The organism is Chondromyces crocatus, from assembly GCF_001189295.1.
Taxonomy (GTDB): Bacteria; Myxococcota_A; Polyangia; order Polyangiales; family Polyangiaceae; genus Chondromyces; species Chondromyces crocatus.
The window spans coordinates 2,747,109-2,768,777 of the sequence record NZ_CP012159.1; the positions used below are offsets into that span (position 1 = coordinate 2,747,109).

Genomic DNA, 21,669 nt, shown 5'->3' on the forward strand with positions numbered 1-21,669 from the left:
ATCCAGGGCATAACATCTGCGCCAGTGCGTCCCTTTCTCCTCATCTCCCCGGGCTTCGCGCCCCAGGCCGCCGTCGGCGTCTACCGCTGGGTCAAGATCGCGCGCCACCTCCCGCGCCTCGGCTGGCGACCCATCGTCCTCGCGGCCACCTTCCCCGAGGACCCGCGCGACCCTGCCTTGCTCGATGCGCTCCCGCCCGAGGTCGAGATCGTCGAGGACTACCTCTCTCCCCGCCTGCTCGCGCTGCGTGGCCACCGCGAACCCCCCGCGAGCGGCACGCTGCCGGAGCGCCAGCTCGGCGGCCACCGCCCCTTCCGTCACCTCGGTGACCGCTGCGTCCCTCACGCGCTCCACGCATCCACCGCCGCCGTGGAACTCGCCCGACGCGTCGGCGCCGAAGCCGTCGTCGTCAACGCCGGCCCCTTCTCCGCCATCCCCGTCGGCCTGCGCGTCAAGGAGGCCCTCGGCCTCCCGCTCGTCCTCGACTTCCGCGACCCCTGGAGCCTCCACGAGAGCGGCGACGACCCCACGCTCCCCCTCGCCGACCGCGCCCGCCGCGCCGTCGTGGCCCGGCTCGAACGCCGCTACCTGCGCCGCGCCGACCACCTCGTTCTCAACACCCGCCGCACCTTCGACGCCTACCGCGCCCGCTACCCGGACCTCGGCGACCGCTTCTCCTTCGTGCGCAACTGCTTCGACCTCGACCTCTACACCCCCGCCCCCACCGCGCCGCCCCCACCGCCGGATGCGCCTTCCGCCCCGGCCCGCCCCTTGACCCTCGTCCACCTCGGCGCCTTGCGCCCCGACACCGCGATCGACGACCTCGCCACCGCGCTCCGCCGCCTCATCGACACCGAGCGCCTCGCCCCCGGCGAGATCGTCCTGCGCCAGATCGGCCGCATGTCCACCGTGGAGCGCGACCTCTTCGACTCCCTGGGCCTCTCCCCCTTCGTCGAGATCGTCCCCCCCATCCCGCAAGGCGACGTGCTGACCGCGCTCCGGAGCGCGCACCTCCTCGTTGCGAAGATCACCGCTCAGATCACCCTGCGCATGAACTCCAAGCTCTACGACTACCTCGCCTCGGGCATGCCCATCCTGAGCATCGCCGCGAACCCCGAAGTCGACGAACTGCTCACCCATCGCCCCGACCACGCCCGCGTCCAGCCCGGTGACATCGACGGCATCACCCGCGTCCTCGCCGACCACCTCGCCCGTCACCGCGCCACCCGCGCCCTCCCCGAGCCCGCGCCCGCCCCCGAAGAGCACAGCGCCGCCGCGGCTGCCAAGCGGATGGCCGCCATCCTGGAGCGCGTGACCCCCGCCCGCTGAAGGACCCCCATGACCGACCCCACCCCCCTCCAGCTCTCCCGCATCGACCGCGGCCACGGCACCCCCGTCCTCCTCGTCCACAGCAGCGGCATGTCCTCGCGCCAGTGGACCCGCCTCGTCGACCGCCTCGCCGACCACCACCGCGCCATCGCGCCGGACCTCCTCGGCTACGGCAAGAACCCCCCCTGGCCTGCCGACCAGCCCTTCGACCTCCGCCTCGACCGCGACGCCATCGCTGCCCTCGCCACCGAGCTGGGCGGCCCCGTGCACCTCGTCGGCCATTCCTACGGCGCCCTCATCGCCCTCCTCGTCGCCATGGAGACCCAGGTCCCCGTGCGCTCCCTCTCCCTCTTCGAACCCGTCGCCTTCGGCATCCTCCACGCCACGGCCGACCAGGCCGGCCTCGCCGACCTCGACACCGCCCAGTCCCCCGCCTTCCTCGACGAGACCACCGGCGGCGACGAAGCCTGGCTCAACGCCTTCATCGACTACTGGAGCGGCCCTGGCGCCTGGAACGCCCTCCCCGCCACCGCCCGCAACGAGTTCCTCCGCGTCGGCCGCAAAGCCTTCCTGGAGGTCCGCTCCCTCATGCACCTCCGCGCGCCCCTCGACGCCTTTCGCGCCATCCGCACGCCCACCCTGCTCCTCACCGGCTCCGCCTCCACCGTCGCTGCCCGCCGCGTCGCCGTGCAGCTCGCCGAGCACCTCCCCGCCGCCGAACTCCAGATCCTCGACGACGTCGGCCACATGGGCCCGCTCACCCACGCCGACCTCGTGAACGCCCGCATCCGCGCGCACATCGAGCGCGTCGAAGCTGCCGGCTGACCCTACTCCTTCGGCCCCTCGTTGTACCCCCGCGGCCGGTACTTCGGATCCACCCCGTTGTTCTTCTCGGCGCCCTCCAGCGTGTCGGGCCCGAGGTACGCGATCCACGTCCCCGGGAACTTCTCGGCCATCTCCCGCAGCTCCTCCTCGTGCGCTGCGAGCTGCTTCTGATCGTGCAAGCACTGAAGCGCCAGCGCGATCAAGTTCACCTCGTTCGGCCCGAGTTCGAAGCCCTCCTTGTAGTAAGGCCACGCCTCCTCGGCCTTCCCCATCCGGCAGAGCGTATCGCCCGTGTACACGTGTGCCATCGGCCACTTCGGCGCCAGCTCCAGCGCCTTCTTGCTCGACTCCAGCCGCGCCGGCAGATCGCTGCGCGCCCCCTTCATCACCGAGTAGTTCAGGTGCGCCTTCGCGCTGTTCGGCACCGCCTTGCGCGTCGCGTCCCAGAACGCCAGATCGCTCCGGTAGTCCATCGCGTGCCGGTACGCCTGCACGCACTGAAGCCCCAGGAACAGCGCGAGCAGCCCTGGCACCACCCACCCGCGCCGCAGCGACAGCGGCGCGAACGGCCACCCCGGCCACCCCGCTCCCCGTGCGAACGGCCCTGCGACCGCCTGATCGAACCAGCTCCACAGCACCGCCAGCACCAGCGACGTCCCGATCACCGGGAAGTACCAGAACCGCTCCGCGCGCACCGTCGGCAGCACCACCGGGATGTTGGAGTGCGGGAAGAAGCTCACCACGATCCACACCAGCCCCACGGCCACCGTCGCCGCGCCCGCGTAGCCCAGCGGCCGCGGCACCCCCCCCTGATCGGGTGACGGCCGCCGCGCCGTCGACTCCACCAAAAGCCCCACCCCCAGCGACAGTGGCGCCACGAACGGCAGCCACCGCAGCACCAGCGGCAGTGAAGGGAACAGCCCCTTCCCGGACGACCGCGCGAGCACCGCCTCGATGGCCCCGAGCGCCACCGCGATCATCACCAGCGTCACCCCGGCCGTGACCCGCACGAGCCGCCACTTCCCCCAGCCCTCCACCGGCACCTCGGCGCCAGCAGGGAGCCCCTCGATTACCGCCTTGCGCGCCGCGCGCTCCCGCAGCATCGCCCGGATCCAGAGCACCAGCGCCGCCACCGGAGGCAGCACCGCCAGAAGCCCCCCGGCCACGCTTCCCGGGAACACCAGCCGATCCGGCGCCGGCTCCTGCGGGAACGAGTAGTCCCCGCTCAGCGCGTGCGGGAACAGCACCTGCACGAACCCGCGCCAGTACACGCGCAGCGCCCCCGCGATCCGGTGCGCCGTGTCGGTCGCAGCGAGCGGATTGTTCAGCGGATCCTTCGGCAGCGGTGCCTGGTGGAACCACAGCAACGTCGCCCGCATCGCCCGCTGTGCCAGCGACGCCCCCTCCGGCAGCGCCTCCGAAAGCTCCGACGGCGTCAGCGACGGGAACCAGCGCCGACGCAGCTCCACGTAGAGCACGAACGCCGCCCCCGCCCCGAGGAAGCTCAGCCCCGCCCGCACCCAGCGCGCCGGCCGCGTCGGGTGCGTGAGTGGCGCCGTCGCCAGCGCCGCCAGCGGGATCAACGGCACGCACACCAGCGCGCTCTCCTTCGAGAACAACCCGAACAGCACCGCCAGGAACACCCCGAACGGCATCGCCCACCCGGGCAGCGCCAGCGCCAGCAGCGCCAGCAGCGCCCCCAGCCCTCCCAGCACGTCGGCGATCCCCACGATCCCGCTCACCGCCTCGGTCAGCACCGCGCAGCTCACGAACAGCGCCCCGGCCAGGTACGCGAGCCCGCGCCGCCGCGTCCACTGGAACGCCACGCACGTGAGCAGCGCCCCGTTCACCGCGTGCAGCAGCACGTTGTAGAAGTGGTGCAGGAACGGGCTCTTCGACAGGCTCCACATCGCCCGCCACACGAAGTTCGGCAGCGGCCGGTACGAGCCCACCGTCCGGTCGGGCGGCAGCCCCCAGAAATCCCGGCGGATCGCGTCCACGTAGCGCAGATCCCCCGTCGCGTTCACGTACGGGTTCGCGAGCAGCGCCTCCTGCTCGTCGAAGATGTAGTTCGTGTCCGGCGCGCGCGTGAACAGCAGGATGGCCAGCAGCGCCAGCGGTGCCAGCGCAGCGAGGAACGACGGATCGAGATCGAGGAAGTAACCCCGCACCGCGAGCAGCACCCGCTCCAGGCGCGAGGGCGCCATCGGCAGCGGCGCGTAGGCTGCCTGGAGGAGCTGCGCGTCGTGCACCGACCCACCGGGCGGCGCGTGCCCACCGTACCCGGGGTCCATCGACGGGAAGCCCCCGAACGCTCCCGCCTCGACCGGGTTCGACGGCGGAGGGAACGAAGGGATCGACGCACGCTCCTCGCGCATCAGCGTATCGAGCGACGGCGGACGAGGCGGCGGCGCGTGCTCCCCCCCGATCAGCGCATCGAGCGATGGCGGGTACGAGGCCCTCTCCTGCGGCGCGTGCTCCTCCGCTGGCGGAGACGTGCCGTGGAGAAGCTCCTGCTGCTCTTCGTCCTTCGGCGTCTCCGCCACCTGCCTAGCCCTTTGCCTCCGGCTGCGGTTCCGGCTCCGGGATCGGCCACAGCTCGCCCCAGAGCGGCTGCCCTCCGTCGATGCCCCACACCGCGCCGGTCACGAAATCGTTCTGCGTGCTGGAGAGGAACACGATGACCCGCGCCACCTCCTCCGGCGTCCCCAGCCGCTTCAGCGGCGTCGCCTTGCGCGTCACCTCCAGCAGCTCCTCGCCGTACTGCGCCGTCCCGCTGGAGCGGATGTTGTTCCCCGGTGCCACCGCGTTCACCCGGATCCCGTGCGCCGCCCACTCGATCGCCAGCGACCGGGTCAGGTTCTCCACCCCCGCGCGCGCCGCCCCCGTGTGCGACATCCCCGGGAACCCCCGGACCACCATCGCCGTCACGTTCACGATCCGACCCCGCTTCGCCGGGATCATCGCCCGCGTCGCCACCTCGCGGGTCATGAAGAACGTCCCGTTCAGGTTGTTGCGGATCACCGCCTCCCACCCCCGGGGCGACAGCGTCTCCGCCGGACTCGGGAACTGCCCGCCCGCGTTGTTCACGAGCACGTCGATGCGACCGAAGCGCTCGATCACCTGCCCCACGAACGCCGCCACCTGATCTGGCTCCCGGATGTCGCACGTCCCGCCGAACAGCCGCTCCGAGGGGACCCCATCCGCCGCGAGCGCGGCGAGCCCAGCCTCGATTTTCTCCATCTTTCGCCCGCAGATGGCCACGCTCGCCCCCAGGGCCGTCAGCTCCCGCGCCGTCGCGAGCCCGATCCCGCTGCCGCCGCCCGTCACGAGCGCCACCTGATGGGCAAAGAGTCCAGCCGCGAACATGCTCTGCATCGGTCGTCTCCCGGGCCTTCGGCCCCGAGGGCCCGCGGGCATGCGGTTCCTGGGCGCCGGACGGCCGTTTACAACGACCCACGCTTCGGCGCCAGCGGCGGCGCCCCCGTGCATCGACGCGACGCCGCGGGGCGGTGGTGGCATCCCCGCAGGCAGTGCACCAGTGCACCACGCGCTGGCCCCTTCGTCGATCAGGCCCCCCCCGAGATGAACCGCCGCACGCTTCGTCTACACTGAGCCTTGCGCGTCCCGTTTTCCCGGCGGCCGCGTGCTCGCATCGAACCCGACGCTGAACCCACCGGAGGCCCGCCGCCGCGCGGCGCCTCTCCCCGGAGCCCTCATGCGCTACCTGCACCCTGAGCGAGACGAGTCCCTGGAGCTGGCCCTCGAAGACGTCTTCATCACCCCTGGCTACTTCGCCGGCGGCTCCCGCTTCGAGGTCGACCTCCGCCCCGCCGATTTCCCTGGCGGCTCCCACCCCATCGTCAGCGCCAACATGAACGCCGTCACCGGCAAGCGCATGGCCGAGACCATGGCCCGCTACGGCGGCCTCGGCGTCCTCCCCCAGGACATGGCCCTCGACACCGTCGACCGCATCGTCCGCCACATCAAGCAAGCCGACCCCCGCTACGACACGGCGCTCTCCGTCTCTCCCCGCGCCACCCTCCGTGACGTGCTGGGCATCATCCGCAAGCGCCCCCACGACATGGTCGTCGTCGTCGACGACGAGCGCCGCCCCCTCGGCATCGTCACCCACGCCGACCTGCGCGACCGCGACCAGTACACCCCCGCCGGCGCCCTCATGTCCCCGCGCGTCGTCACCATCCCCATCGGCACCCCCAACCGCGACGCCTTCCTGCTCATGGAAGAGACCCGCGTGAAGGCCGTCCCCGTGATCGACGCCGACGGCCGCCTGCACGGCGTCCTCACCCGCGACGACGCCGTGCGCCTCGAGCTTCTCCGCCCCACCCTCGACCCGCAGAACGAGCTCATGGTCGCCGCCGCCGTCGGCATCTCCGCCCAGGCCGGCGCCGCCGCCGCCCGCCTCCTGGAGATCGGCGTCTCCGCCCTCGTCCTCGACACCGCCCACGGCCACCAGCGCCGCATGCTCGAAGCCCTCCGCGCCGTCCGCAAGGTCATCGGCGACCGCAACGTCCCCCTCGTCGCTGGCAACGTCTGCACCGCCGAGGGCACCATCGCCCTCATCGAAGCCGGCGCCGACGTCGTCAAGGTCAACGTCGGCCCGGGCGCCATGTGCACCACCCGCATGCAGACCGGCGCGGGTCGCCCCACCTTCACGTCCGCCGTCGTCTGCGCCCGCGAAGCCCGCCGCCGCGGCAAGCACATCTGGGCCGACGGCGGCGTCCGCTACCCCCGCGACGTCGCCCTCTACCTCGCCGCCGGCGCCTCCCGCGTCATGGTCGGCACCGCCCTCGCAGGCACCTTCGAGAGCCCTGGCGACGTCAAAGAAGACCGCGACGGCCACCTCTACAAAGAGAACTACGGCATGGCCAGCGCCCGCGCCGTCAGCGACCGCACCGCCGACCTCGACCCCTTCGAGCGCGCCAAGAAAGGCTTCTTCCGCGAAGGCATCTCCACCTCCCGCATCTACATCCCGGAGGGCCGCGAGAGCGTCGGCGCCCTCCTCGTCGAGATGATCACCGGCGTCCAGTCGTCCTGCACCTACGCCGGCGCCGCCACCCTCGAAGAGCTGCACGACAAGGCCGTCATCGGCGTGCAGACCCTCTCCGGCTACAGCGAAGGCAAGCCCCACGGCGCCGAACGCCGCTGATCTCCCTCCCCTCGGCTTCTCCGTTCCCCTCGCCGAGATCTACGCCCAGGCCGACACCCTCCCGCCCGACGACACGGACGTCGACGGAGCCCGCCGCTCACCCGCCCCGCCGTGAAGCCCCTCTCCCCGAGCAAGCCCCTCTCCCCGAGCAAGCCCCTCTCCCCCGAGCAAGCCCCCCCGAAACGCCCCTGGTTCTCGTCCAGCCTCCAGCGCACTCGTCCTCTCCAGCGCACTCGTCCTAAAGTCGCCGCCATGGCGACAGAGCGATCCTTCTCGTTGCTCGACCGCGTCACGCGATCCCGCGACGCCCTCCAGTCCGCAGACCCCCCGCGGAGCACCGACGTCGTGTGCAAGGTCGTCTTCGCCGACGACGAGGTGTGGCTCGTGCTCCCGATCGTGCGTGAGATCATCGCCCTCGACGCCACCGACCTTTCCCTGCGACGCGCCATCACCACGCTGCCGAGCCACGCAGGAAGCCAGCCCGATCTCTGGACTTTGGCGGTCGCTGGTTCCTCCGTGGTCGTGACGGCCTTCTACCCGACCAGCCACACCGAAGACGCCACCAGCGGCCTCATCGTCCTCGATCGCGCCTCCGGCGCCGTGCGCTTCCTCGTGGAGCCCGAAGCCTTCCCCATGGAGTGGGCGCTCAGCCCCTCGGGCGACACCTTGGTCGTCGCCGTGCCGGACGAGGGCGGCGAGGGCCCCGTGCTCGCGCGCGTGTACTCGACCCTGGAGAAGACCCGCCCCACGCGCTTCACGATCCGGACCGGCGAAGACCCCTTCCTCTCCGCCGTCGCCATCGACGCCAGCGGCGAAAAGACCGCCTTCGCCATCGACGATCACCTCGTCGAGTTCGAGCAGAAGAAGCGCCACCGCAAGCGCGACCTCCAGGAAACCGTGGGCACACTCCTCTTCTCCGCGCACTCACCCCGGCTCTTCGGCATCGAGCAGGGAGAGCGCGGCGCCCTCTGCATCCTGCACCCCCCGAGCCCCCCTTTGCCGGCCACCCGCGCGCTCCTCCAGGCGCAAGCACCGATCGCATTCCTGTCCCTCTCGGCCGACGAGGAGACCTCACTGTGGCTCGGCACCGACACCGAGGGCGCGCGCCGCTTGTTCGCGCTGTCGACGGACGACGGCACGACCCGCGTCGCAGAGAATCTCGACATCGAGCCCAACGCTCTCGTCGCCGTCGACGCGGCGCACACACGGATCGCCCGCGTGCTGAACGATCGCCTCACGATCGCCCCCCTTCAGCCGGTCTGGAGACCACTCGTCTAGGAGTGCCCCCCGCCGTCGGAGCAGTTCCCGCCGTCAGCCCGCCCCCCGCCGTCGGAGCACTTCTCGACGTCAGCTCGCATCGAGGTGCTCTCGTCAGCGAGGAGCCTGACGGCAAGGAGCCCCCGACCTACGCCGGAGGCTCTCGCGTCGACGTGCTCGCGCCCCCCGCTCAGAAATCGATCTCGGCCGGATCGATCGGATCGCCCACCGGATCCGTGCTCACCGTCCCGCTGTCCGGCGGCGGCGCCCCCAGCGTCACCCAGGTGACCAGGTGCCCGAACGCCTTCTGCACGTACCCCTGCATCGGCGTCAGCAGCTCACCGGCGCCCTCCTCGCCGGCCGTGCCATCGAAGTCGTAGTCGAGCTTCCCGTCCGCGTGCCGGTCCGTGTGCGTCCCGTTCTGGATGACGTACAGCCGGTGATGCGCCTCGTTGCCTGCGGCCACCACCGCCTCCCGGTACGCCTGCGCGTGCCCGACCAGCCCCAGGAACCCATCCCGGTCCCCGTGCAGCGTCATCATCCGCGCCGAGATCTCCCCCGTCGTCGCGTTCCGCAGCGCGTAGTCCACGCTCTCCGGCGTCCATCCCCCGTCCACCGCCGACGCCAGCCACCCGTACAGCGGCGGCTCCTGCCCTGGCTGCGACGGATACGCCGAGTACCCCGCGCTCTGCGCCGCCGTGTGCCCCATCAGCTCCGCGCGGAACGTGTACCCCGTGATGTTGTAGTACCCCGTCCCCTCGAACATCGGCGCCACCGATTTGAACGCATCGAACAGCGTGTTGTACGCCCCCCAGATCACCGACGACTCCGCCGTGAACCCGGCGGCCAGCATCTCCGGGTGCGCGGCCGAGAACGGCGGCGTCTCCGCGAACGCGCTCGGCGTCGTCACCGTCTGCGGATCGTGGGCCCACTTCATCGCCAGCGCTGCCCGGTCCAGGCTCGCCACGAGCTGGTTGCCCGCTGCGAACTCCGCCGGCGACACCGTCCCATCCCCGTTGGTGTCCAGCTCCGCCGCGCGCGGCCAGTACACCCCGGACCAGTCGAGCCCCCCGTGGAACACCCGCGCCTCGCCCCCTGCGACCCGCGCGTGATCGATCTCCATCCCGCGCCGCACCTGGAAGCCCCCGTTCGACAGCCCCACCGCGAGCACCCGCTGCACCGGCTGATGCGTCGCCGCCTCCAGCCGCCCGCGCGCCCACACCCCCAGGTCGACCAGCATGTCTCCCCAGTGCTGCGTCGTGTGCGTCCCCTCCAGCAGCGACGCCTCCCCGTTCGGCGTCCCCTTGTCCCCGCTGATGAACGCGAACCCTTGCTTCAGCAGCCACGAAGCAAAGATCACGTCATTGCTGAACTCATTGCGCGTCCCCGGCGTCCCCGCCACCACCAGGTGACCGTTCCATGCCGTCGGCAGTTTCAGCACCACCCGCTGCTTCCGCGTCACCCCGTTCTCCACGGTCACCAGCGTGCCCGTCACCTCCGTGCCCGGCACCTGCACGTCCGCCATGCCGTCGAGCGTCCCGAGGACCTTCGCCTCGTACTTCTCGCTCGCGAGCCCCAGCGCCGACGCCTGGAGCCGCGTGACCTTCATCTTCTCCAGCTCGGAGAGCGCCATGAACTCCGGGCTGTCCGTGGCCATCTTCCAGTACGTGAGGTGCGCGAGCCCCCCATCGCCCGCCCAGTCTTCCGGGCCCTCGCCCACGTAGTCCTGACGCGCGCCCTCTTCGAGCCCCTCCATCAGGAGATCGAGCTCCCACGCCTGCGCGCCACCGCCATTCCCTCCAGCGCCACCGCTCCCACCGGGACCACCGCCCGGCCCTCCAGGCCCCGTGGTGGTGGTCGTCGTGCTGCTGCTGCCCGGGCCCAGATCCTCGCCATCGTCACCATCGCACGCGGGCAGCGTGGTGACCGTGAGCAGGGCGCCGAGGAGAGAAGGGAGGACGAAGAAAGAATGCTTCATGGGCTGCTCCGTTTCGGGGGCCAAGCTGGCTCCCTGGGGCAGCAACTAACAGCGCGAGCCCGAGGCGTCACCGCCTGCGCAGATCCCCGGCGGCCGGGGCGTGCCGGATCGAGCGCCAGAACCGGTGGGGCGGGCATGATGGAGGTGGTGGGGCGGGCGCGATGGCCTCGGCCGAGGCACGAAAGCTCAGCCGTGCGTGGAGGGCGCGCTTCGGCGACCTCGACCGAGGCGAGGTGGATCAGGTGGCCGAGAGCGCCGTGCTGGGTCCGGTGACCTCAGCCTCCTGCGGGCGCTCCTTGGCGCACGCCTGCGCGACGGTGACCTGCGCCCCGGGCTCGCTCGCGGCCCTGGCGTGAGGCTCGCGCTGCAGGACGGCCGCCTTGCTGGCGTCGCTGCCGTTCTGCTGCGCGACCGCGGTCTTTGGCGCCTCCGCAGTCTTCTGAGCCACCGCGGTCCCCTGCGCTGCCGCTGCGCCCTGACCCGTCACCTCGGGACAGCGGTTCTCCGCGTCATTCCCGCTGGACGGCTTGTCGGCCGGGCTGGGCACCTTCCTCGTGCGATACGAGGCGCGCTGCTGTTCGAGCTGCGCGTGGTAGGTCCCGAGCAGCTCCTGCTGAATTGCGGCGTCCTTCTCGTAATCGAGCACCACCTGTGCCGTGAAGAGGCGCATGGCCTCGTTCCACACACCGCTGGCTTCCTCCACGCCTGCGCGCGCCGAGCCGGCCTCTTTCCCGAGCATGCGACCGTAAAGAGCGATGTGCTCGAGCAGGTGCGCGCTCAGGTCCTGCATCCCCTGTACCGCGATGGCGTCGACCACCTCGGGCTCGTGAAGGGCCCCCCGCAAGGCGACGAGCTCACCCCACTGAAGATCCATCGAGGCCCTGATGTAGGCCGTGCCTTTGGGGAAGAGACGGGTGCGCAGCATGCGGAATCGCCCCAGGGCCTCGCGCTGTGGCGCTCCGAGGGGAACCACGCTGTCTTTGAGCACCTGCTCCCCTTTCTCCAGGTGGGCCCGGAACGAGGTGACCACGGTATCGGTGGCTTGATCCACCCGCTGCGGTGAAATGCCGATGAAGAACCGGAGCCGCTCGCTCGCGTCGACGAGCGCTTCGGCGCGGAGCTGGGTGCTGCTCAGCAGCGGGTTTGGGCGGTTGACGTTGAGGGCGTTCGAGACGGCGTTTCCGACGACGAGCTTGCGCGGGTTGTCCAGCGTTGAGGTGGTAAACACGAGATCCTCCTTGCGTGCGTTGGTTGATGAAGCGTCATGACGTGATCGGGGATCAGACGCGCTTTTCTGGTTCACCAGAAAAATGCGGCCCGACGGGTGTAGCGAGCCCCAATGCATCCGCAACAAGAAAAATGTCGAAATCGCCATTTCAATGACCTGCGTCGCGACATCACGATCGCGATGATGCTGTCACTGGAAGCGGCGGGTGCAGGTCGGGCGCGTGTCGTGGCGACGCCGCGCAGGAGGACGACGCATTCTGGTTCGGGAGCGCAGGATTTCGACGTCTTCATGGGAGACATCGAGGCGCTGGAGCGCAGGATTTCGACGTCTTCATGAGCCGAAGCCGAGGAGACGCTGCGCAGGACCTTTCTGCCGACCGACGAACGATCGACATGTCAAACCGCTCCAATGGATGAAAATCAAACGACAATGCGGCACGGAAGAGAGACGGTCGTTCGGCGAATGCAACGGCCATACCGAGTCGCTGCGTGACGCTGTCGTGCGGGCGCGATGGTGGGCGGAGGAATGATGCGTGCAATGGCCATACCGGTATACGTCGACGTGAAGTGAACGAAGGACGAGGAGGCTGCGGCGGGAGGAGGGGGTGGCAGGAGGATGCGAAAGCAATCGCTATGCCTGGTGCGGTCCGAGGCCTGGCCAGCACGGTGCATGAAGACCGTGGCCTGGCGCGTGTGGAAACCCAGGCGGGGAAAACGCAGCAGGCCGCGTCCTGCACGCTGCCCTGATTTCGGGACCGCTTCTTGCGATGCGGAGGGCCTTTGCGCGGAGAGGGGAGACGGCAGCGAGTGCCGTTCGGAGAAGGGGGCGACGGCAGTGGGTGCCGTTCGGAGAAGCGGGAGACGGTAGCGGGTGCCGTTCGGAGAAGCGGGCGACGGTAGCGAGTGCCGCTCGGAGAAGGGGGCGACGGTAGCGGGTGCCGTTCGGAGAAGGGGGAGACGGTAGCGGGTGCCGTTCGGAGAAGGGGGAGACGGTAGCGGGTGCCGTTCGGAGAAGCGGGAGACGGTAGCGGGTGCCGTTCGGAGAAGCGGGAGACGGTAGCGGGTGCCGTTCGGAGAAGCGGGAGACGGTAGCGGGTGCCGTTCAGAGAAGGGGGCGACGGCAGTGGGTGCCGTTCAGAGAAGGGGGAGACGGCAGTGGGTGCCGTTCAGAGAAGGGGGAGACGGTAGCGGGTGCCGTTCAGAGAAGGGGGCGACGGCAACGGGTGCCGTTCGGAGAAGGGGGCGACGGCAGCAGATGCCGTTCGGAGAAGCGGGAGACGGCAGCGAGTGCCGTTCAGAGAAGGGGGCGACGGCAGCGGGGGCCGTTCGGAGAAGTAGGGAGACGGGTTGAGAGGTCGTGAGGGGAAGGGAGCTTCAGCTCCCCATCGCGGCTCCAGCCCTTGGCGTCAGCAGCCGGGGGCGTTGGGGCAGTCGCCGGTGCGGATGGTGGAGCTGCCGGTGCCGATGCCGCACCAGGTGGGCAGCTCGGGCGGGATGCCGGCGGAGGTGTAGGGGGACTCGCCGGGGTTCAGCCAGTAGGGGTGGTCGAGCGCGAACTGCCAGAGGGGGCCGTAGGTGGAGACGCCGGAGGGGGCGTCGATGGGGGGCTCGGCGTGCTGGCAGTTGTGGACGCACTCCAGGAAGAAGTGGCCGTCGGCGGTGAGGGCGGTCTCCAGGTTGCGGGAGGTGTCCTGGAAGTTGATGACGATGCAGGTGTCCTGCGGGCCGCCCCAGAGCACCATCGCGGGCATCTTGTGGGCCGGAGGGGTCCACGGCTTGATGAAACCGCCGACGCCGCCGGACAGGGACAGGATCGACGACAGGTACTGCCCTCGGCCGCCGGCGAGCTGGCCGGTGAACAGGGCGCCTGCGCTCACGCCGGCGCTGGAGACGCACTCCTTGTTCACGTTGAACTGCTCGGAGACGCAGGAGAGCATGTCGTCGAAGAAGACGAACTCCTCCTCCATGCGGGCGCTGGTCGCCGTGGTCTCGAAGGGCCACTTGAAGAGGATGTCGTCCTTCGACTCGGGGATGACGGCGATGAACCGCTGCTGGTTCACGGCGTCCTGGACCTCGCCGCGCGTGAAGAAGCCCTCGGCGCTGCCGCCGAGCCAGTGCCAGAGGAAGATGACGGGGAGGGACTCGGAAGGCTCGATCTCGTCGGGCAGGACGAGGAGGAACGAGCGCTGGTTGCCGCTGCTGGCGAAGGTGTTCGCGCCCGCGGTGAAGGCGGGGCAGGTGCCGCCGCTGTAGGCGGGGGGCGGTGGGGCGAGTGTGGCGCCAGGCGGGGGTTCGGCGCTGCAGCTCGCGCCGATGCCGCCGGTGGAGCCGCCCGAGCCACCCGAGCCTCCAGCGCCGCCGTCACCGCCCGTGCCGCTGCCGCCGTCGCCACCCGTACCGCCTTGGCCTCCCGATCCAGGAGGACTCGTGGTGCCGCTGCTCTCGGACGATCCCCCGGGCTCATCGCCACCGCCGCACCCGAGGGCCGCGATGAGCGTCAGCCCGAAGAGCCCCGCCAAGATCGCGCTCTGCGTCATCCCTGCTCTCCGCCTTTCCCGGCCTTGCGCCGCGCTCACGAGGAGAGGACTGCCGTCCCGTCGCGTCAAGGGAAGCGCGCACACGTGGCGTCGTTGTGTCGGGGGAAGCGCGCACACGGAGCGTCGTCACGTCGCGGCGTCGTTGTGTCGAGGGAGGCGCGCGCTCGGATTGACGTGTCCTTTGCACGGGATACGGTGAACTCAGGATGCTCGTACCCGGGCCGGAGGGGGGGACGCTCCGTGGCGGAGCGACGTGGAGCAGGCGGCGGCTGCTCGGGCTCGCGGGCGCCTCGGTGCTCGTCGCAGTGGGGGCCTTCGGGCTGACCCGCGCGCCTTCGGGCTGCGCGCCGCGGGATCCGCTGGCGGGGCTCGACGAGGACGTGAACGAGGCCATGGCCGCGTGGGAGGTGCCGGGCCTCGCGCTGGCGGTGGTGAAGGACGACGTGGTGGTGCTCGCGCGCGGTTACGGCGTGCGCGAGCGTGGCAAGCCGGAGCGGGTCGACGAGCGCACGTTGTTCTCGGTCGCGTCGTGCACCAAGGCCTTCACCGCGGCGGCGCTGGGGACGCTCGTCGACGAGGGCAAGCTGTCCTGGGACGAGCCGGTCGCGAAGCACCTGCCCGAGCTGGTGATGCACGACCCGTACGTCACGGCGCACCTCACCGCGCGCGACCTGCTCACGCACCGCTCGGGGCTGCCGCCTTACGCGGCGGATCACCTCTGGCAAGGCTCGTCGTTCGGTCGAGACGAGGTGCTGCGGCGTCTGCGTCACCAGAAGCCCAGGGGCGAGTTCCGGGTCGACTACGGCTACTCCAACGTGATGTACATCGCCGCGGGGCAGCTCGTGGCTGCGGTGGCGGGCAAGGGCTGGGACGACGTGGTGCGGGAGCGGCTGCTCCAGCCGCTGGGGATGCAGGAGAGCACGACGCGCGCGACCGCGCAGGCCGCTGCGGGGAACCGGGCGTCGGCGCACATGACGATCGAGGGGGAGGTGCAGTCGCTGCCGTCACCCGCGCTCGACAACGTGGCGGCGGCCGCAGGGCTTTGGTCGAGCGCGACGGAGATGGCGTCCTGGCTCCGCTTGCACCTCGGGCGGGGCACATTCGAGGGGAAGGAAGTCCTGAGCCCCGCGGTGGCGCGGGAGATGATCACGCCCCAGCGGGTGCTGTCGGTGTCGGAAGAGGACGAGGCGCTGGAGGGCACGCACTTCGCGGCCTACGGGCTGGGCTTCAGCCTCTACGACTACAAGGGGCGGAAGGTCGTGCGTCACTCGGGCGAGATGGACGGGATGCGCTCGCTCGTGGCGATGATCCCCGAGGAGCGGCTCGGCATCGTGGTGCTGACCAACCTGACGCCGCACGGTCTCACGGACGCCCTCGTCTACCGGATCGTCGACGGCTACCTGGGTGCCCCCGAGCGCGACTGGAGCGGCGAGCTGCTCGCCCGGCACAAGGAGAAGGAAGCGCGGAAGAAGACGCGCGAGGCGGCCGAGGAGAAGGGACACGACGCGAACAAGAAGCCCACGCTGGCGCTGGAGCGCTACACGGGAACCTTCGAGGACGCGCTGTCCGGCCCTGTGGAAGTGAAGCTGGAAGGCGAGCGCCTGCTGTTCGCGTACAACGCGAAGTACGTGGCGGAGCTTGCGCCCTGGGAGGGCGATACGTTCTGGGCCACGTGGCGGGATCCCTTCGTCGCGACGTGGGCCGGGAAGAAGGTCACGTTCGCGGTCGATGCGTCGGGCGCGGCGCGCTCGGTGCGGGTGACGTTCGACAACGAGGTGGTGTTCTCACGGTGAAGGCGGGGGCACTCGGTGGTGCGTGCAGTGCGTGCAGTGCGTGCGGTGCGTGCAGTGCGTGCGGTGCGTGCAGTGCGTGCAGTGCGTGCAGTGCGTGCGGAACAGCGATGTCGGGCGTCCGGGGACATGGATCGCTGAGAGGTCGTTCATAACGCGGCGGTTATATAGAGCCGCGGTTAGCTAGACCAATCGTGAGAGCCGTCGTCTTTACCTCGGCCGAGTCCAGCCCCTTACCGTCGTCCTCCGTGGACGTGAACAAGACAGAAGCGCGCGTCCCGCTTATCCACGATCTTGCGTCCCATCACGAGCGACCGTGGGGGCACGGGCGAGCGACATCATCCAGGCTATGCTGATGGGTCACGGCAAAAATCGCGAGTGCGAGGATTCCTACGCGTGTATCGCACGGCTACCGCATGTCATGCAGGGCCGAGTTTCTCGAGGACAAGCGAGATCAGCTCGGCCTTCGACATACTCCGATCCTTCGGCCACAGCTCCCGTGCGAGCCGGAGCGCCGCGCCAACGCGTGGGCCCGGAGTAAGGCCCCTTGCGATGAAGTCGCTACCGTTAACCGGAGCCATGTCGGCGATCTTGATGAGCCATACCTCGGCCAGCCGGCGAGCGGCCGACTCGATGGCGTCCTTGCTGGGGGCCGTCTTCCGCAGCGCCTCTCCCATTTCCTGAAGATGACTCCGGAGGAATGCGCCCGCATCCGTCGCAAGCCCGAGATCCTCAGCAGCTGCCTGCACGATCTGGCGCCAGCGCCACTCCGGCAGTCGGCCCGACTCCTTGTCTAGCTCACGCGCAACGTGCTCACGGTTCGGTGCGTCGAGGGCTCGGCGCGCAATGTGCGTCATTCGTCGGGTGACATCCTGCCAGGAGTCCAAGAAGCTTGCGGAGAGCGCACGCCAATGCTCGCGTCCCGGATCATCCGCCTCGCAGCGGTCTCGGAACCAGGCGATCACCGTGTTGTACGTGAGGCGGTTCTTGTCGGAGCTAAGGTCAAGGCCGTGCTGGAAATACGTCCGGAGGGCACGCAGATCGCGGAAGAAGCCCGGTTCGCGGTCGAACCGCAGAAGACCATCGTCGCCGACAATTAGCTCGGAAAGCCTGAAGACCACAGGAGCAGCTGCATCGAAGTACTGACACGCTGCATACGACACTGCCGTCACGAACCAGCTTCGAGGATCGTGGGACGCGAAAGGTGCGATGGCGTCCTGTACCGGCGAGAAGAGCGGCTCGTTGCGCCAGTCGGCGTAAGCGCGATCCGTCTCGGCGATGTCTGCCTTTATCATTTCAAACTTCGCGGCGAGCGACGTTTTTGACCGAATCGGTCGCGGAAAGGAGTGGACGCGAGGGAATGAGCTAAATGTGCTCGGCGGCACACTTGCGCCCGCGGCTGACTCCGCGACAACAGCACAGTGCTCGACCCAGCGCTGCAGCTCTGTTCGACTCGCCGGATCCCGTTCGATAAGCAGCTCAGCGACGTCCGCCGGGGCGGGATCGGGCCACGCTTCTCGGACAAGGTCGTGCGCTAGCGCCACTCTCACCGCGCGTGAAGTGTTCCGGAACTCCGGGACCTCGATCGACGAGCATCCAGCCGCTGGCTTGACCAGGTCAGGCAACGCCGACACCGTGCGCCGGTGGATGGGTGCGACGACGGCGCGGCGCCATCCGGCGCTGAGCGCCTCAAGGCCCGACTTCCACGGACGGAGGAGTTCGTGGTGCAGGAGCGCGCCACCGTAGAGGAACACCGCCTCGCTATCACCGAGGGTCGTGAGCGCGCCAAGTTCGTCCGCGGTTCCCACGAGGTCGGTCCACACCATCGCGGGATCAGTCTCTTCGACGCGCAGCTCAAGCACCCGGCGCCGGGGGCGCGCTTGACGATAGCATTGCAGCAGGATGTCGCCCTCATTGGAGTGATCAACGACGATCCACAGCATCTGCGGAGCCTCGATCGCACGGTCGAGCGCTGCGTAGAAGGTGCGAACGAACCACTCCTCTTCGAGCGCAGAAACGGGGATGGCGAGCGTTGCCGGCATCGTACGCCTCGCTTCCTAGCGATCGTTGACCCGCGATAGCGGGTCCGCGTAAAGGCCGCGGAACGTCATGGCAAGATGGAATGGCCCGACGCTGCTTCCGACGCGAGGCTCCTGGCGCCCGTGCTCCTGCGGTATGAACGTGATGTTCTGCCGCAGCGCGTCGCACCACACGAGGAGGGCGCTGCTGGTTCGCTTGCCCTGGTAGACCGCAGTGTAGGGGATTGGCTTGCCGGCCTCGTCGGCGTGAAGGAAGAGGGCCTTCGATCGGCGCGAGCCACCCAGCGCCTCCCGGTCGAGGTCGCGCAGGAGGTCGACGCTCTCCGGGATCCGCCGGAGATGGAGGAGCGCCGCCGCCCTTAGGAATCGAAGCATCCCGCTATCAGGCTCGAAGGCGAGCCTCGCGGAGACGAGCCGCTCGAGCCGCGCCCAGCCGGCACTCCCGAACGATGGCGTCAGCCGCTGGTGTGGAAAGAATCGAGGGTGGCCGGTCTGCGCTTTCCACCATGCCCGCAGATAAAAGGTCGCGACGCGCGGATCCGTAGTGAGCTTGTCCTCGCAATGTTTCTCGAGGTGCTTGCAAGCCGCCGCGGCGTCGTCTTGGGCGAGCATTCCGCGCGCGAGCAGAAGGTCCGCCGCCGTGGAGCCCTTGGCGCGCAGCCGCGCGACGAGCTGAGCGAACTCCGCCTGATTGCCCAGAGCCTCGGCAAAAGCCGCCGAGCGGTCGTCGCGCCTCTGGTCCTGCGACTCGGTAAGGTCCAACGCGGCGTAGCGATCGACCATCTCGGACCACTCGGCGAGGCACTCGAGCCTCCCTTCCTCCGACGGAAAGCCGAGCTGGAAGCGCTCGCCCAGGATCCAGCACGCCGCGTCCACGGAGGCAACGTTGTCGTCGCTCAGCGCGAGAGCCTTTCGCCATGCCTCGCTGGCGGCTCGGATTAGCTGGCCGGCCTGAGTCTGGATTCCCTGTTTCGCGTGTTCCGGCTTGGGTAGGCAGCGAACGAGACTGCCCAACATGGTCCCAAGGACGCATGCGCGTTCCGTCTCAAGCGTTGCCAGGAGCCGGCGAGCACCCGCCTTTGGACGATGACCCTCGCGTTCACGAAGGCTGTCGAAGGTCTTTCGGAGCCCGAACTCGGCATCCTGGAGACGGGACATGACACCATCGAGTTCGGCCCCGGCCGTCTGCGGTTGCAGCCCCCGTTGACCGACGTGGATCCACTCGCGTACGGCATTGGCCTCGATGAGGCTCAATCGCGGCGAGACGTTTCCCTTCTTGCGGAGCTCGCTGACCAGTCTTGCCATCTCATCGTACTGCGTCGGCTGCCTCGTGTCGCGACGTCCCTGTGGCCCTAGTGCGTGCAGCATTGCGCAGAGGAAGTCGAGTTCGGGCGAATTGTCGTTTTGGAGGTCGCGCAGCTCAAGATGGTTGGCGACCTGCCTCAGTATGCTCATCTGAGAAGCGGGCTCCTGGAGGTACCGTCCAACCCAAATCTCGGCTTCGGTTGAGCTGCGCGCCGAGAGGGCGTAGAGTTCCGGAGTCACTTCTCGTTCGTCGAGGAAACCGGCGGTAAACGCCCCGCGATACAGGCGAAGGTTCGAGTTGAGAATGCGCAAGGCGATCGTCTGCGGCATGAGCGAACCAACGTACGTGGCCAGCATGACCGCGTTCAGAAGCTGATCGGTCGCGGCCTTCATCTGCGCAGTCTCGGCCGGCGTTCCGGTCGAGGTTGAAGACCGAAGCTCGTCAAGTTTGGCTCCGAGGGCTTCACGGAGCTTCTGTGCGAGCAGCTTTTCGTTACCCGCTTTGGCATCGGCCTGGCTCAGCTCTCGAACATGCTTCTCGAGGAACGCGGCACCCTTCGCACATTCCTTGAGGAACTGCTCCCGCAGGGGTGTGCGTGCCTCAGGTAGAATGCGGTAGAGGGCGGCGAAGAGATGATTCGCGCCCGCGCTCGCCAGCGTCTTCACGACGTCTGGGACTGAAGGGACGAACCTCTCCAAATGGCGCACTAGCGCATTGCTCTCCGTAGGGGTGAGCGCGACGTTGACGTCTACGTACGTCGTCCTCACCGCGCGGGATGCGCGATCGCGTCCCTTGGGCTTCGCGATGGTGTGGCTTACTGCTGTCTGGAACGTGTAGGAGGTTCCAATGATGACGCACTTCGTGAGACGTGCCGCGAACGTTTCCGAGTAGTCGCGGTACTCGACCTCGTCGAGCAGGCCGTCGAAGAAGACGAATACGGGTGCCTCGGAGCAGCTCCCGATCCGCCTTGCGAAGGTCTCCAGGCGCGTGACGTCGAGTCGCAGGGTTGTCGGTGGGACATAGACTACCGGGAATCCCATGCGGCGCAGTTCGACGGCCGCGACGGAGAGCACCACTGACTTTCCTGCGCCGCTCTGGCCTCGCACGAGCACGAGGTTCTCCTGCGGCGCAGATCCCTTCGCCACGTCGAGGCAACGTCCGATCAAGGTGTCGACGGCGGGTCGCCGAAAGGCGAGTTCTCGGACGTAACGAATGTTGTGGCGCCCCGGCCCGCGAGCGAGGAGCTCGCGGAAGAGCTGGTAGCGGTCCTGAGGCTCCGACGGAAATGGCAGCGAGAGATCGATCTCGCTGAAGAGCATCTGCCCCATCTCGAGATCACGCCATTCAAGCGCATCGAAGGTCGCACTCTTTAGCTGCTCTTGCGACGCCAGCGTCTTGGCGGACGCTGGAAAGCGCTCCGCGAGGACCGGAACAGTCACCACGTCGGGTGTAACGTGGGCCAGGGCCTCCGTGGGCATCTCGCCGTCGCTGAGGAGGTGGAGAACGAGGGACTCGAGCGTCTCCGGGTAGGTTTTCACGCGGCCGTCTTCGAGCAGGCCGGAGAAGTCGTCGTCCTGCTCCAGCTCCGTACGTGCGGCGGCGTCGAGCCCAAAGATGTGGACTTGCCCTTCCGCTACAGGGGCGAGGTGCGGAGCGAGATCTCTGGGGCGGAGCCAATCCTCTTTGGGGCTCCAATAGTCGACGAAGAGCACGCCGTGCGGTCCGACGACCTCGGGCAGTTTGCCAAGCATGCGCTGTGCAGTCCCGCGTCGTTCGAGGAGGGCCTTGCGATCGGCGGGCGGCACCTCGGCGACCATCTCGCGGTCGACGGTACCGAAAAGCCGGATGAGGCGCAGGCTCACGTCTGACGCACCGCCAGAGAACTCCGGCGTCGCCACCTGCGTGACGAGCCGGCGCGACGGGATTCTGAGCGCACGCTCAGTCGTCGAGTCGAACCCGCTCGTCAGCACGGCCCCCCAGGCGAGCTCGAGGACGCGTTGCGTGCTCTCGGGAATGGCCGTTGCATCCCCAACGTTACGGGCTTCCTTTGCCCGCTCCGCGACCGATCGATTGTCGGCGAGCCACCGGTCGCGCAGCGAGGGGAGCTCGTTCGGTGGATGCGTGAAGAGGCTTTGCCCGATCAGGAGAACCGGTCTGCGACTGCGGAGTAGGCGCACCATCTGCATGCGTGTGGACGATTCCGTCATGGGA

Annotated in this window: 13 protein-coding genes; 6 read left to right on the forward strand and 7 right to left on the reverse strand. The window is 69.1% G+C overall.

The genetic code is table 11. From position 1 onward, the window contains the following. The first annotated feature begins 24 nt into the window (after window positions 1-24). A complete protein-coding gene (locus tag CMC5_RS10240) occupies window positions 25-1,329 on the forward strand; it encodes a glycosyltransferase (protein ID WP_245678387.1) in 1,305 nt (434 codons plus the stop codon). A gap of 9 nt (window positions 1,330-1,338) precedes the next feature. Further along, window positions 1,339-2,154 carry an alpha/beta fold hydrolase gene (locus tag CMC5_RS10245; protein WP_063796250.1) on the forward strand — a complete coding sequence of 272 codons (816 nt, stop codon included), beginning with the start codon at window positions 1,339-1,341 and terminating at the stop codon, window positions 2,152-2,154. A gap of 2 nt (window positions 2,155-2,156) precedes the next feature. Here the strand turns inward: CMC5_RS10245 and CMC5_RS10250 are convergent, their stop codons facing one another. Further along, a complete protein-coding gene (locus CMC5_RS10250; protein WP_245678388.1) occupies window positions 2,157-4,700 on the reverse strand; it encodes a tetratricopeptide repeat protein in 2,544 nt (847 codons plus the stop codon). A gap of 4 nt (window positions 4,701-4,704) precedes the next feature. Then, entirely contained in the window at window positions 4,705-5,532 is an 828-nt protein-coding gene (locus CMC5_RS10255) for an SDR family oxidoreductase (RefSeq protein WP_050430226.1), read from the reverse strand. A gap of 340 nt (window positions 5,533-5,872) precedes the next feature. Here CMC5_RS10255 and CMC5_RS10260 point away from each other — a divergent pair, with 340 nt between their 5' ends. Both CMC5_RS10260 and CMC5_RS10265 read left to right on the forward strand, forming a co-directional pair. After that, window positions 5,873-7,324 carry a GuaB1 family IMP dehydrogenase-related protein gene (locus tag CMC5_RS10260; protein ID WP_050435833.1) on the forward strand — a complete coding sequence of 484 codons (1,452 nt, stop codon included), beginning with the start codon at window positions 5,873-5,875 and terminating at the stop codon, window positions 7,322-7,324. A gap of 252 nt (window positions 7,325-7,576) precedes the next feature. Then, window positions 7,577-8,602, forward strand: coding sequence for a hypothetical protein (locus CMC5_RS10265; protein ID WP_050430227.1), 1,026 nt, complete (start codon window positions 7,577-7,579; stop codon window positions 8,600-8,602). Window positions 8,603-8,771: 169 nt separating this feature from the next. On the opposite strand, the gene CMC5_RS10270 is transcribed toward CMC5_RS10265, so the two are convergent. Beyond that, window positions 8,772-10,559: a hypothetical protein gene (locus tag CMC5_RS10270; RefSeq protein ID WP_050430228.1), complete on the reverse strand. Its 1,788-nt coding sequence runs from the start codon at window positions 10,557-10,559 to the stop codon at window positions 8,772-8,774. A 238-nt stretch (window positions 10,560-10,797) separates the two neighbouring features. Further along, window positions 10,798-11,787 carry a hypothetical protein gene (locus CMC5_RS10275; RefSeq protein ID WP_050430229.1) on the reverse strand — a complete coding sequence of 330 codons (990 nt, stop codon included), beginning with the start codon at window positions 11,785-11,787 and terminating at the stop codon, window positions 10,798-10,800. Window positions 11,788-11,898: 111 nt separating this feature from the next. Here CMC5_RS10275 and CMC5_RS44215 point away from each other — a divergent pair, with 111 nt between their 5' ends. Further along, on the forward strand, window positions 11,899-12,123 hold the full coding sequence (locus CMC5_RS44215) for a hypothetical protein (RefSeq protein ID WP_156338422.1): 225 nt from the start codon (window positions 11,899-11,901) through the stop codon (window positions 12,121-12,123). 1,069 nt (window positions 12,124-13,192) lie between these two features. On the opposite strand, the gene CMC5_RS45735 is transcribed toward CMC5_RS44215, so the two are convergent. After that, on the reverse strand, window positions 13,193-14,323 hold the full coding sequence (locus tag CMC5_RS45735) for an alpha/beta hydrolase family protein (protein WP_050430230.1): 1,131 nt from the start codon (window positions 14,321-14,323) through the stop codon (window positions 13,193-13,195). A gap of 206 nt (window positions 14,324-14,529) precedes the next feature. On the opposite strand from CMC5_RS45735, the gene CMC5_RS10285 reads away from it, so the two are divergent. After that, the gene (locus CMC5_RS10285) at window positions 14,530-16,116 is read left to right on the forward strand and encodes a serine hydrolase (protein WP_050430231.1); all 1,587 of its coding nucleotides are present in this window, start codon (window positions 14,530-14,532) and stop codon (window positions 16,114-16,116) included. 416 nt (window positions 16,117-16,532) lie between these two features. On the opposite strand, the gene CMC5_RS10290 is transcribed toward CMC5_RS10285, so the two are convergent. Together CMC5_RS10290 and CMC5_RS10295 are read right to left on the reverse strand one after the other, a co-directional pair. After that, window positions 16,533-18,155, reverse strand: a complete 1,623-nt coding sequence (locus CMC5_RS10290; protein ID WP_050430232.1) for a hypothetical protein — start codon at window positions 18,153-18,155, stop codon at window positions 16,533-16,535. Window positions 18,156-18,170: 15 nt separating this feature from the next. After that, entirely contained in the window at window positions 18,171-21,665 is a 3,495-nt protein-coding gene (locus tag CMC5_RS10295) for a hypothetical protein (RefSeq protein WP_156338423.1), read from the reverse strand. Window positions 21,666-21,669 lie beyond the last annotated feature (4 nt).